Genomic DNA, 13,559 nt, shown 5'->3' on the forward strand with positions numbered 1-13,559 from the left:
CATGTACTGCGTAGAGATGGGGCTGGCCGACAGCCGCGACACCTACCGTCCTGCCGAATACCGGATCAAATGGGCGGAGCTTCCGTGGGAAATCGATGAAGCACACAAGCTGCGCCGGGCCGTATTCTGCATCGAGCAAGGGATCTTCGTCGGCGACGATCGCGACGATATCGATCGCCACGCGCAATTGCTGGTCGCGGTCAGCTGCTGCGCCGGGCTGCCGGAGCAGGTGGTCGGCACGGTGCGGATTCATGAAACCGCGTCCGGAAGCTGGATGGGTTCGCGGCTCGCGGTGCATCCGGCGTTTCGCAGGCAGGGCAGGATCGGCTCGATGCTGATCGCGCTGGCCGTCAGCAGCGCGCATGCCGAAGGTTGCGGGACCTTCGTCGCACACGTGCAATCGCAGAACGTGCCGCTGTTTCGTCGGCTTCACTGGGATGCGCTCGGCGAAGAAACCTTGTTCGGACGTCCTCATCAACTGATGCAGGCCCAGCTCGAACACTATCCGCCGTGCGGCACGCCATTCGAGGGTTTCGTCCTGCGGTCGGAGGGGCGGCCATGAGCGTCGAAGATCGCATCGCCACGCTGCGCGCAAGCCGCGGCTTCCAGCACAAGCATGACATCTCCGGCGTGGTGGCGTCGCTCGCGGCGGCATTGCCGAATGGCGAACGGGATCTCGCACAGGCGGTTGCACTCGGTGACGACTGCGCGGCGATCCCCGACGCGGACGGCTACCTGCTGTTTGCGATCGAGGGCATGGTCGGCGATTTCGTCGAGTCGATGCCGTGGTTCGCCGGGTACAGCGGCGTGATGGCGAACGTCAGCGACATCTACGCGATGGGCGGGCGGCCGATCGCCGTCGTCGACGCATTGTGGAGCGACGGAATCGACGCCGCGCGGCCGGTGCTTGCCGGGATGGCCGCGGCTGCGTCGGCGTATGGCGTGCCGATCGTCGGCGGCCACAGCAACACGCGCAGCGCGCAGCGGCAACTGGCCGTATCGATCCTGGGCCGGGCGCGCGCGCTGCTGTCGAGCTTCAGCGCGCGGCCGGGCGATCGCCTGATGATGGCGGTCGACCTGCGCGGCGCATTCGAGGAGCCGTATCCGTTCTGGAATGCGTCGGTCGGCGCGCCGCCGGCCCGGCTGCGCGGCGATCTCGAGATGCTGCCGACTTTGGCTGAAGACGGGCTGTGCGATGCCGCGAAGGATATCTCGATGGCGGGCGTGCTCGGTACGGCGCTGATGCTCGTCGAATGCTCGCGCGTCGGCGCGCGGATCGCGCTCGACGCGATCCCGCGTCCTCCCGGCGTCGACTTCGATCGCTGGCTGACGGCCTTTCCGAGCTACGGGTTCCTGATGGCAGCGCGGCCCGCGCATGCCGACGCGATCGTGGAACGCTTCGCGGCGCGCGGACTCGCGTGCGCCGTGATCGGCGATATCGACGCAACGCGCGAGGTCGTCGTCGAAGAGGCGGGCGAAACGGCGGTGCTGTGGGATTTCCGGATCGAACCGTTCATGACCGGCGTCGGCGGAGGCGTCCGATGAGCGGCGATACGTTGCGCATCGCGCTGCTGACCCACTCGGTCAATCCGCGCGGCGGTGTCGTGCACGCACTCGAACTCGCCAGTGCGCTGCACGAAGCGGGAAGCGACGTCACCGTGTTCGCGCCGGCCGCGCCGGGCGAGACGATGTTCCGCGATGTCCCGTGCCGCGTCGTGCTGGCGCGCGTCGATGGCCATCCGCGCAGTGTCGCGGAAATGGTGCGCGCGCGGATTGCCGCGATCAGGCACGCCTTGCTGGCGCACGATGCGGGCGGCTTCGACGTTCTGCATGCACAGGACAGCATCACGGGCAATGCGCTGGCCGAGCTGAGGCAGTCAGGCACGATAGACGGATTCGTACGGACCGTGCATCACCTCGACGTATTCGACGATCCGCAACTCGAACGCTGGCAGGAACGCGCGTGGAGGGAGGCGGACCAGGTGCTGTGCGTGAGCGCTGCGTGGGCGGCCACGATGCGCAAGACGTTCGGCGTCGACGCAAGCGTAGTGCCCAACGGCGTGGACGTCGCCCGGTTCGCTCGCGCGAGCCAAGCGGACATGCAGGCGGTGCGGCAGCGGTTCGGCCTGCGCGGCGCGCCGGTTGTCCTGGCGATCGGCGGGATCGAGCAGCGGAAAAACTCGATCGCGTTGCTCGAGGCGTTCGCCCGGCTGCGCGGCACGATGCCCGACGCACGGCTCGTGATCGGCGGCGGCGCGAGCCTGCTCGATCACGATGCCTATGCGCGCCGCTTCGTCGCGCGCGCTGCCGCGCTCGGGCTGGGGATTGGCGTCGACGAACCCGTCGTGCCGACGGGGCCGCTCGACGATGCGGCGCTGGTCGCGCTGATGCACTGCGCCGACGTGGTGTCGATGGTGTCGATCCGCGAGGGATTCGGTCTGGTCGTGCTCGAGGGGCTTGCTTGCGGAAAGCCCGTCGTCGTGTCCGAAATCGAACCGTTTACCGAGTATCTGGACGAGCACGCGTGCGTGTGGGCCAATCCCGCCGATGTGGATTCGATCGCCGACGCGCTGCGCGACGCGCTCTCGCGACGGCGTGCTCCCGATTTCGCCCATGCGGTCCCCGCACTGCTGAACCGCTTCACATGGGAAGCGAGTGCGCGCAGGCATCTGGACATCTACCAGGACAGGCTGGCGCAGCGTGCGCGAGCATCGTCCGCCGAGTAAGGAGGCATCATGCCGGTCATGCATTTTCGGGTCCGTTGGCCCGACCAGTCGGAAACCAATTGTTATTCGCCGTCGACCGTGGTGTCGGAATTTTTCACGCCGGATACGCAATACGCGCTCGACGACTTCGTCGAGCGAGCGCGGCGCGCACTGGGTATCGCGTCCGATCGCGTACGCGAGAAATACGGGTTCGCGTGCTCGGCCGCGATGGACGAGCTGGCGCGGATCGAAGCGCACGCGGAACGGTTTGCGCCGCAGGGCGATGCGACCGTGACCGTCATCGAGCTCGTTTAGGGCGTCCGGCACGCAGAAGTCCACTGTCGTCTTCGGTCAACAAACATTCAGGAATGCATCATGTCAAGCGAACCCGTTGTTTCATCCAGCCTCCCGGATATCGATGCCCATCTCGGCGTAGCCGTCATCGGCGGCGGGCAGGCAGGACTGTCGATCAGCTATTACCTGAAGCAGGCAGGTATCGATCATCTCGTATTCGAAAAGGAGACCGTGACGCACACGTGGCGCAAGCAGCGCTGGGACGCGTTCTGTCTGGTGACGCCGAACTGGCAGTGCGCGCTGCCGGGCTATCCGTATCGCGGCGCCGATCCGCACGGCTTCATGACGAAGGACGAGATCGTCGAGTATCTCGACGGCTTCATTCGCAGCGTCGATGCACCGGTGCTGGAACATACCGCCGTCGAACGTGTGACGCGCGATGCGGACGGACGCTATCGCATCGCGACGTCGCGCGGCGCGTACACGGCGGATCGGGTCGTCGTTGCATCGGGCGGCTACCATCGGCCGATCGTGCCGCGGATGGCCGAGCGGTTTCCGGCAACGATCGTGCAGATCCAGTCGTCGGAATACCGGAATCCGGCTGCGTTGCCGGACGGACCGGTTCTCGTGGTCGGATCGGGACAGTCGGGTGCGCAGATCGCGGAAGACCTCCACCTCGCCGGGCGAAAGGTGTTCCTCGCGGTGGGCGAGGCACCTCGCTGTGCCCGTTTCTACCGGGGCAGGGACGTCGTCGACTGGCTGGCCGACATGCAGTACTACGACATGCCGGTCGATGCGCATCCGCTGCGCGAAGGCGTGCGCGACAACACCAACCACTATGTGACCGGCCGCGACGGCGGGCGCGACATCGATCTGCGCCGCTTTGCCGTCGAAGGGATGGAATTGTACGGCCGGCTGGAGGATTTCACGAACGGGCAGCTGCGATTCTCCGCGGATCTGTCGACGCAGCTCGACAGTGCGGACGATACGTACAACCGGATCAATGCCGGCATCGATGCCCATATCGAGAAGAACGGGATCGCGGCGCCGCCTGCGACGCGCTACGAACCCGTGTGGCGTCCGGCCGGCGAGCGCGCGACGCTCGATCTCGCGGCCAGCGGCATCGCATCGGTCATCTGGTGCATCGGCTTCACCCCGGATTTCAGCTGGCTGGATGCGCCGGTCTTCAACGGTCGCGGCTATCCCGCGCACCGGCGCGGCGTGACGCCGGTTCCGGGGCTCTACTTCGTCGGGCTGCCCTGGCTGTACACGTGGGGTTCGGGGCGATTCTCCGGCGTGGCGCGCGATGCCGCCCATATCGTCGACCAGATCCAGACCGAGATGACGGCCGCGCGGTGCTCGGCCGACAGCCTGGCCGCCTGACGCCGATGCATACCGCCATTCATCGCTATCGGGCCGGCATGCCGCAACTCGCGCACACGGGGCTCGCGGAAAACTGGCTGCTCAAGGAGTGCGGGCAACGTCACTGGGACGCGCTGGCCGCGCATAGCGGCCGCGACGTGCCCGAGTTCTTCGACGACGAGGGGCGGCGTGCCTATGCGTCGTTCGTTGCGGTGCGCGTCGACATGAACCGCCGTCACGCGATTCGCGAGAACGACACGTTCGCGCTTCATGTCGCGCTTCACCGGGTCGGCCCGATTCGCCATTTCAGCGAACAGCGGATCCGGCACGGCGACGACGAAGCCGGTATCGTGCGGATGATGTCGACGTTCGTGACGCGCGAACACGCCGGCAGCAACCGTTCGGTGATGAAGGCGCGAATGACCGGTGTCGACGGCCGCACCGGGCCGGTCCCGGCCGATGCGCTGTCGATGGCGGAACGGGCGAAGAAGCTGCGGGTGCGGGATGCGTCGATCGTGCCGGCGCTCGCCGGCCTCGCGGAGGACGATGGCGCAAGCGTCTCGTTCCTGCCGTGCCCGAACATGGATTTCAATGGCGCGGATCTGCTGTACTTCGCCAGCTTCCAGGCATTCGTCGACCGCGCGGAATGGCAGCATTACCGCTTCGCGCACGCACCGGTGCTGGCGGCGCGTCAACTGTACTTCCACGGAAATCTCGACATCGGCGATGCGTTGACCGTGCGTTTCGTGCGGGCCCGACCCGATGCGGATAGCCTGCTGCACTGGAGCGAAATCGTGCGCGACAGCGACGGGACGAAGATTGCCGACGTGATCACGCAAAAGCACTGGAGCCGGGCATGAACGAAGCGGCAATCATGGTGCCGGGCGCCGACGTGGAGAACGTCGCGCCGAACGATCGAGGCGCGCGCACGGTGCCGCTGCGGACACTGTACACGCAGCGCGATCTCGAAGCCGTCGCGCACCTCGACGGCATGCCCGGCGCGTGGCCCTATGTACGCGGGCCGTACGCGTCGATGTATACCGATCGCCCATGGACGATCCGGCAATACACGGGGCACGCGGACGCGGTGGATTCCAATCTCGCGCTTCGCACGGCGCTCGAGCAGGGCGCGCAGGGGCTGTCCGTGGCATTCGACCTGGCGACGCAGCGCGGCTACGACTCGGATTGTGTCGAGGCGCGGGCCGATGTCGGCGTGGCCGGCGTCGCGATCGATACGGTCGAGGACATGGCGCGGCTGTTCGCCGGCATCGCGCTCGATCGCACGACCGTGTCGATGACGATGAATGGCGCGGTCCTGCCGATCATGGCGGCATTCGTCGTGGCCGCCGAGGAGCAGGGCGTGCCACCCGAGCGGATCGGCGGGACGATTCAGAACGACATCCTGAAGGAGTACATGGTCCGCAATACGTGGATCTTCGAGCCGGCGCCGTCGATGCGGATCGCCGCCGACGTCGCGTTGTGGCTGGCGCGGCATGCGCCGCGCTTCAATGCGCTGTCGGTGTCGGGATATCACTTCCAGGAAGCCGGCGCCGATGCCGTGCTCGAACTCGCGTTGACGCTGTCGAATGCGCGCGCGTACGTCGACACGCTGGCCGCACGCGGCATGCCCGCGGATGAAGCCTGCTCCCGCCTGAGCTTCTTCTTCGGCGTCGGCAGCGATTTCTATACGGAAATCGCCAAGCTGCGCGCGGCGCGCCTGCTGTGGGCGGAGATCGCACACGCGTGCGGCGCGCGTTCGCCCCGGGCATGCGCACTGCGCATGCATTGCCAGACATCGGGCTGGTCGTTGACGGCACAGGAGCCGGAAAACAACATCGTTCGCGTGACGGCGCAGGCGATGGCCGCGGCGTTCGGCGGCACGCAGTCGCTGCACACGAATGCGTACGACGAAGCGCTTGCGCTGCCCTCCGCGGCGGCGGCGCGCCTCGCGCGCAACACGCAGCTGATTCTGCAGCATGAAACGGGACTGTGCGACACGGTCGATCCGTGGGCCGGTTCGTACATGATGGAGTCGCTGACGGACGGCGTCGCGACACGCGTGCGCGCCGAGCTGGCGGCCATCGACGCGCAAGGCGGCGTGATTGCCGCGATCGAGTCCGGCTGGGTCAAGCGGCGCTTGCTGCGTACCGCGGCCGCGACGCAGGCGCAGGTCGATTCCGGGCGTCGGACCGTGGTCGGCGTGAACCGTTTCGTCGCGAGCGATCCGACGGACGCGTTCATGGTGCGCGAGACGGACGGCCGTCATGTTCGTGCCGGGCAGGCGCGCCGAATCGCAGCCGTCAAGGCCGCGCGCGATCCGGCGCGGGTGGCGACGGCGTTGCAGCGGCTGGCCGACGCGGCGTGCGACGGCACCGGAAACCTGCTCGCACTGGCGATCGACTGCATGCGGGTACGTGCGACCGTCGGGGAGTGTACGCGCGCGCTGGAATCGGTATGGCCGCGGCATGCCGCGGCGGTGCAAGCGCACGGGGAGGGTGTATACGGCGACCATCGGCGAGGCGATGCCGCATGGCGGGCGGCGAAGGGCCGCGTCGACCGGCTGGCGAAGCGTGCGGGACGCAGGCCGCGCATCGTGATCGCCAAGCTCGGCCAGGACGGACACGACCGCGGTGCGGCCGTCGTCGCTGCCGCGCTCGAGGACGCCGGATTCGACGTCCTTCGCCTGCCGCTTTTTCAGCAACCCGCATCCGTGGCGGCAGCCGCGCAGGCGCATGGCGCCGATATCGTCGGCATTTCGTCGTTGTCGGGCGCCCACCTCGAGCTCGTCGACGGGCTGCTCGACGAACTGGCATTGCATCGCGCCGAGATTCCGGTGGTGCTGGGCGGCATCTTTCCCGCCGCGGATGCGCGACATCTGAAAGCGAAGGGCGTCGCGGCGACTTTCGGACCGGGCACACCGCTCGACGCAATCGTCGAAGCGCTGTGTGCATGTATCGAGCGGGCTCGGTGTGCACATACGGCGGACGGCGCGAGCTGACGCTGGTCGGCCGGCCGTTCGTGCGACAGTAATCGCATCGCGCGAACGAGCGGCTGGGTGCCGCGTCACGCGATCACGGCGACGCCGTCTGCCGCCCGCCCGCCTTGGCCGGCGTCGAGCACGAACAGCGGATTGATCTCGGCTTCGACGAGCCGCGCGCCGAGCCGAGGCGCCATCCGCGAGAACACGACGAGTGCCGCGGCGAGCGAACGATGCGGTCATCCGGGGTGCGGCCATGCAGGCTGCCGTGCCGAGGTCGATTCCCCCGTTGATCCCTTTCGAAGCGGCGCCGTGCCGCCGGTCGTGAAGCCGGACGTCGACGTGACCGGACTGCTTCGCGCGTTGATCCGTTCGTCTTGAACCTTCCTCGTTGGTACGTCGCGCTTCGCGCAGCCAGCGGTGAAGGCGAGACGAGGGACGCGTCGCGTGTCCCGAGCGAGGAAAATCCATCCCTGCCGTGACGGGTCCGCAGAATTTTTCCGATTCGTATCCCGAAGTAAAGGCTGGGAATCGCCGAGGCCCGGATCTGGAAGGCAGGATTATCTTTCGTGCGCGTTGAGATATGTCCCGATTATGCGGCGCGGAAAATTATCCGGATCGCATTATCCAGATGCGATGATTCGTGCGTCGAAACGATATGCCTTGATAATTGAAGAAGTGAAGATTATTGCAATCAAAACGCTGCTGTGGATTGTGCGATTTTCGGAAACGATCAAACTGATTTTTATCTCGTCTTGAGGGTGAAGCGGGCTTGTCAGCCTATCCGGGCGCTGTATCAGGCATCGAGCGGGTGGGCCGCCAGCACCCTCGCACCGCGTGTGACAAGCTATTCGACCCTTAAGTTTTCCCTGAAATCCGTCGAAAATGTAAAGCATTGCAATGTGAAATCGCGGGCTGATTATTTCGGTTGCTGTGCGCGGTTTTATTTGGCAGGATTTTCATCACGTTGCTCGGCGCCAAAAAACGACGCGGTCGATAATTCAATTAACGTAAATGGCACGCTCCGGATGAGTAACGGTTTGACGGAAATATGACAAAAAAGGTGGCGAGGCGGCGAACAGGCGACATCGTTCGCAATTGGTGAATCAATCGCTTGCCCGGCAGCGTCGATGCATCACGCCATCGATCCGGGCGATTCCGAACGGGGCGGTCATGGCGATACTCAAGAACGATGCTTCCGGAGAAGCGTGCCTGCTGCGCGCATATCATGTGTTCGGCCGCGATCCCGCGCGGTGCGACACGGTCATCCGGGACGCCTCGGTGTCCCGCGTCCATGCCCATATCCGCTGGAGCGGCGGGCTGTGGGAACTGCACGATCACAGCAGCAACGGCACGTCGGTATCGGGCGTGCCGTTGCGCGACGGCGAGCACGCGGTGCTGCGACCCGGCGACGTGATCCGGTTCGGCCGGGCCGGTATCGCGCCGTGGCGCGTCGATGTGCTCGACGATCCGGCCGATACGCTGTGGCCGATCCGCGGCGTCGCGCCGCCGATCGTGCTTGCGCCGCGCCAGAGCCTGCCAGCCCGTGCCGCGCAACCGGTCACGATCGTCCGGTCGGCGTCCGGCGAATGGCTGTGTGACGACACGTTGCCGCCGCGCGCGCTCCATGACGGCGACGAAGTGTCGACCGGCGAGTGCACGTGGCGCGTGACGCTCGTGAGCTGCGGCTCGACGATGATGCTTCCCGCGCCCGCCGATCCTGCCATCCCGGCGCAACTGCTCGAATTCTTCGTCAGCCGTAACGAAGAGCACGTGCGCACGCTGCTGCACGTGCGCGGCGGCGTGGTCGACCTCGGCGAGCGGGCTCATCACTACAGCCTCGTCACGCTTGCGCGCGCCCGCTCGGCCGACATGCAGGCCGGCTACGACGCCGCCTCGCAAGGCTGGATCGACCTCGACCGGCTGGCGCACATGCTCGGTATCGATGCGTCTCATGTCAACGTGCAGATTCATCGCGCGCGGAGCCAGTTCGCATCGCTGCCGGGGCTCGACGCGGGCCAGCTCGTCGAGCGCCGGCGCGGCAGCGTCCGCTTCGGCGATTTTCCGTTCCGCATCATGCGCGGCGAGCATCTCGAATGCCAGTCGGTGCCGGGCGCGCTGCGTATCGGCGCACCTCGTCCCGCGTCGGGCCCGGTCGTCCATTACTCGTGAAGACGGGAGAACCAGCCGTGTTGCCGACCGTGCTCCGCGCGCCCGTCGTGCCGGGAGCGTCCGAAGCGCGGCGGCCCGTCGCGCCGTTCGCCGAGCTTGCCGGCAAGCGGCGCTACCGGCTCGGCCCGCTGCTCGGCGAAGGCGGCAACGGCGTGGTGTTTCGCGCGACCTGCGGAGAAACGGGGCAGGCGGTCGCGATCAAGCTGATGCGCGACGATGCCGCGCGGACCGCCGCGGAGCGCGCCCGCCAGCGTGCGCGTTTTCGGCGCGAGACGAGCCTGTGCGAAGCGCTGCGGCATCCGAACATCGTGGCGCTGCTGGACCAGGGGGAAGCGCCGGACGGGCGGCTGTTCGCGGTATTCGAACTGGTGCAGGGCCGGACCGTGCGCGATCGGCTCGCGGCGGAGGGGCCGCTGTCGGCCGTCGACACCGGGCGCCTGATGACGGAAGTGCTCGACGCACTCGCGGCCGCGCATCGGCGCGGCATCGTGCATCGGGACCTGAAACCGCAGAACATCGTGATCGCGATGGCCGATGACGGGCCGCACGCGAAGCTCCTCGATTTCGGCATCGGCGCATTGCTGCCCGGCGCGGAAGACATCGCGCGACAGACCGCGACGCTGGCGACCGAGGTGCTCGGCTCGCCGTCCTATTGCGCACCCGAGCAATTGCGCAACGCGCCGCCGACGCCGAAAAGCGACCTCTATGCATGGGGCCTCGTCGTGATCGAGTGCCTGACGGGCGATGTCGTCATGCACGGCACCAGCGTGGCCGAGATTCTCTATCAGCAGCTCAGCCCGGTGGATGTCGCGCTCCCGCCGTCGATCGCGTCGCATCCGCTCGGCTCGGTGCTGCGGCGCGCGCTGAACAAGAATCCGGAGCAGCGCGCCGCGTCGGCCGACGAACTGGCGGAGCAGTTCCGCGCGCTGAACTTCGCGGCGCTCGTCGGCCAGTTCGACGCAAGCCGCGCCGGCCGGCAGCGGCGCCCGCACCCGTTCGCGCCGCGTGGCGACACGATCGCGGCGGCCGGCGAGTACCGGCAGGTCACCACGCTGTGCTGTTGCGTGACGATTGCCGGGGAGGGCAGGCAACGCCACGCGGGAACGGATTATGGCGACTTGCTCGACGGCTACCAGGAGCAATGGCTGACCCAGTGCGCCGACATTGCCGTCGGCTATGGCGCGCACGCGGGCGGGCGGCTCGGCGACACGCTGCTGTTCCATTTCGGGCTGCAGGGCGACATCGACCGGCCCGCCCGCCGCGCGGCGCGCGCGGCGCTCGACATGGTGCGGGTGGCCGGGCGCGCGCGGCTGCCGGTGCCGGCGACGGTCGGCGGCATCGGCATCGGCGGCGGCGAAGGCTGGCGCGTCGAAGTGGCCGCTGCGATTCACGTCGGGCAGGTGCTCGCGCATGCATCGCATATGTCGGGCGTATCGACGCCCGCCGCGGCGTCACGATTGCTGAGGCTTGCCGGACCCGGGCAGATCCTGATCAGCGACGATGCGCGGCTCGCGCTCGAACGGCATGCCGACCATCGGCCGACCGCGCTCCGACTGCCGCACGCGGGCCTCCTGCCGCAGCCGGTTCATGAGTTGTTCGGCGAGCGGCGCGCCGATACGCCGTTCGATTCGCTCGACACCGGCGTGCGGGCGCCGCTGGTCGGCCGCGCGCGCGAACTCGACGCACTGTTGCGCCACTGGCAGGAGACGCTCGCACGATATCGTCGCGCGATGCGCGGCGAGCCTGCGCCGCACGGTGTGCCGCGGCTCGTCGTCGGCGAAGCGGGAATCGGCAAGTCGCGCCTCGTGCACGAGCTGTGCGAGGCCGTGCGGAGCCAGGGCCACGCGTTCGCGCATTGCGGGTGCCTGCCGGAACGCGAGAACCATGCGCTGTTTCCGATCCTGCGGTTCATCGGCGCGCATTGGCATATCGACGCCGACAGCCCGGCAGGCGGCGCACTCGACGCGATCGACGCGATGATCGCACCGCTCGAGTGCGACCATGCGGTGGCCCGCGCCGCGCTCGCGACCTGGCTGGGGCTGCCGTGCGATGCGAAGGGGTTCCTGTGGTCGAGCGCACGTGAACGGCACGCGCTGTTCGACGTCCTCGAGCAATTGATCGCGTCGCTCGGCAACGGTGCGCCGGTGCTGCTCGTCGTCGAGGACGTCCAGTGGATCGACCGCTCGACCGAGGATTTTCTCGCGTACCTGCAGCGCTCGCCGCGCGCGGCGGCGCTCGCCGTCGTCTTCACGTCGCGCCCAGACAAGCTCGGGCGCTGGCGCGGCGCGACCGAGCGCCTGGTGCTGCGCCGCCTGCCGCGCGACGATGCGCAGCGCCTGATGTCGGCGTACCTGGGGTGGGGCGCGCCGGATCAGGCCTGGCTCGACCTGCTTGCCCGTCGCACGGCGGGCATCCCGCTGTTCATCGAGGCCGTCGCGCGCGAGCTGACGACGAGCGGCGCGGACGGTTCGCTCGCGGGGCTGCGGGCAACGGATCCTTCTCCGCTGCCGCTGAGTCTCGGCGGCATGCTCGGTCTCGCGTTCGACCGGATCGACGACGCGCGCGACACCGCACAGCTCGCCGCGACCATCGGGCTCGAGGTCGATGCGCAACTGCTCGCCGACGCATCGCCGCACGATCGGACCACGCTCGACGGGCATCTGCGGCTGCTGCTCGAGGAGCGGATCGTGTACGCGCAGCATCGGCGCGATCGCGTGTTCTACGCGTTCCGCCACGCGTTGATCCGCGACGCCGCCTATGAATCGATGCCGCCCGCCGTGCGGCGCGGCAACCATGCGCGGGTCGGCCGCGCGCTGATCGCGGAAGCCGATCGGGGCGCCGGTGCGCACACGTTCGGTATCGCCGGGCACTTCGCGCGCGCGGGCGCCCTGGCCGACGCGATCGCGCATGGCATCGACGCGGCGCGCCGTGCGCTCGAGGGCGCGCGGTACGACGACGCGATCCGCTACGGGCAAGCCGTATTCGAATGGCTCGGCCACGCCGACTACGCGCAACGCGAACACGACAGCGCGCGCATCCGCACGACGTTGACGCACGCGACGATGGCGCGGTTCGGCTGGGCGGACCCGCAGGTGCGCGAGCATGCGGAGCAGCTGCTGCGGCAGGTGCAGACGCTCGGCGACCCGGCGCTCGAGATCAGCGCGCTATGGACCTTGTCGACCTACTACCACGTCGCGGGCGACCGTCCCACCGTGCGCGGGATCGGCTTGCGGCTCGACGCGCTCGCGACCGCGCGCGGCGATGCCGGCGTTCAGGTCGCGGCGGACGCGATGCGCGGCATGAGCCTGTGGGTCGACGGCCACTATGCGCGCGCCCGCGCCGCGTTCGAAGCGGTGCTGGCGGGCTACGACGTGCGGCGCGACGCGAGCCATCGCCGCATCCTCGGGCTCGATACGCGTGCGTGGACGATGGCGTCGCTCGCGAGCGTGCGCTGGTGCATGGACGAGGATCCGCGGGCCGCGCTCGCGATGGCGCACGACGCGGTGTACTGCGCGACCTGCCTCGACCATTTGCCGACGCTCGGCGTCACGATGATGTACCTCGCGCGCACGTACCAGCTTGCGGGCGATCGCGACGCGGCGCTCGCGCTGTCGGAAACGATTCTGCGCCTGTCGGAAATCCACCGGCTGCGCGCGGTCGAGCACTACGCGGCGATCATCCGCGCGTGGGCGCACGGGGATCGCGCGGGTGTCGTCGAGCATCTCGATGCGCAGCGGCAGTCGGGCGGACTGCTCGGGCTGACCTACTACGCGTCGCTGCTGGCGGAGCTGGATGCCGCGCGCGGCGAGCACGGCGCCGCGCTTGCCCGGATCGAAGCGTGCCTTGCCTGGTGCGAGTCGACCGGGGAGCGATATTACGAAGCGCAACTGCTGATGAAGAAGTGCGAGTACTTGCGCCTGGCCGACCCGCGGTGCGGCGGCGTGGCCGCGCTGGACGCGTGCCGGCGCGCGGTCGAAGTTGCAACGACGGCGGGCATGGGCCGCATCGCCAGGCTCGCCGGGACGCTGTTGCAGTCGTTGCCGTAAGTG

9 protein-coding genes are annotated in these 13,559 nt (G+C 68.2%); all 9 read left to right on the top strand.

The features are described from left to right. The first annotated feature begins 1 nt into the window (after window position 1). Window positions 2–562: an MSMEG_0567/Sll0786 family nitrogen starvation N-acetyltransferase gene (locus HWW87_RS03535; protein WP_175820666.1), complete on the top strand. Its 561-nt coding sequence runs from the start codon at window positions 2–4 to the stop codon at window positions 560–562. After that, on the top strand, window positions 559–1,545 hold the full coding sequence (locus tag HWW87_RS03540) for a sll0787 family AIR synthase-like protein (RefSeq protein WP_175819245.1): 987 nt from the start codon (window positions 559–561) through the stop codon (window positions 1,543–1,545). Before HWW87_RS03535 ends, HWW87_RS03540 begins: the two co-directional genes overlap by 4 nt. Further along, the gene (locus HWW87_RS03545; protein ID WP_175819246.1) at window positions 1,542–2,726 is read left to right on the top strand and encodes an MSMEG_0565 family glycosyltransferase; all 1,185 of its coding nucleotides are present in this window, start codon (window positions 1,542–1,544) and stop codon (window positions 2,724–2,726) included. Before HWW87_RS03540 ends, HWW87_RS03545 begins: the two co-directional genes overlap by 4 nt. 9 nt (window positions 2,727–2,735) lie before the next feature. Then, window positions 2,736–3,020 (top strand): MSMEG_0570 family nitrogen starvation response protein, encoded by a 285-nt coding sequence (locus HWW87_RS03550; protein ID WP_175819247.1) that lies wholly within the window; start codon window positions 2,736–2,738, stop codon window positions 3,018–3,020. Window positions 3,021–3,080: 60 nt separating this feature from the next. After that, window positions 3,081–4,382, top strand: coding sequence for an MSMEG_0569 family flavin-dependent oxidoreductase (locus HWW87_RS03555; protein ID WP_175819248.1), 1,302 nt, complete (start codon window positions 3,081–3,083; stop codon window positions 4,380–4,382). Window positions 4,383–4,387: 5 nt separating this feature from the next. Continuing rightward, window positions 4,388–5,221 (top strand): Pnap_2097 family protein, encoded by an 834-nt coding sequence (locus HWW87_RS03560; RefSeq protein WP_175819249.1) that lies wholly within the window; start codon window positions 4,388–4,390, stop codon window positions 5,219–5,221. Next, window positions 5,218–7,359, top strand: a complete 2,142-nt coding sequence (gene scpA, locus HWW87_RS03565) for a methylmalonyl-CoA mutase (protein WP_175819250.1) — start codon at window positions 5,218–5,220, stop codon at window positions 7,357–7,359. Before HWW87_RS03560 ends, scpA begins: the two co-directional genes overlap by 4 nt. A gap of 1,152 nt (window positions 7,360–8,511) precedes the next feature. Further along, window positions 8,512–9,510 carry an FHA domain-containing protein gene (locus HWW87_RS03570; protein WP_175819251.1) on the top strand — a complete coding sequence of 333 codons (999 nt, stop codon included), beginning with the start codon at window positions 8,512–8,514 and terminating at the stop codon, window positions 9,508–9,510. Continuing rightward, window positions 9,507–13,556: a TOMM system kinase/cyclase fusion protein gene (locus HWW87_RS03575; RefSeq protein ID WP_175819252.1), complete on the top strand. Its 4,050-nt coding sequence runs from the start codon at window positions 9,507–9,509 to the stop codon at window positions 13,554–13,556. The genes HWW87_RS03570 and HWW87_RS03575 overlap by 4 nt, the downstream gene beginning before the upstream one ends. Window positions 13,557–13,559: the final 3 nt, after the last annotated feature.

This window comes from Burkholderia sp. BCC0419, from assembly GCF_902830285.1.
Taxonomy (GTDB): domain Bacteria; phylum Pseudomonadota; class Gammaproteobacteria; order Burkholderiales; family Burkholderiaceae; genus Burkholderia.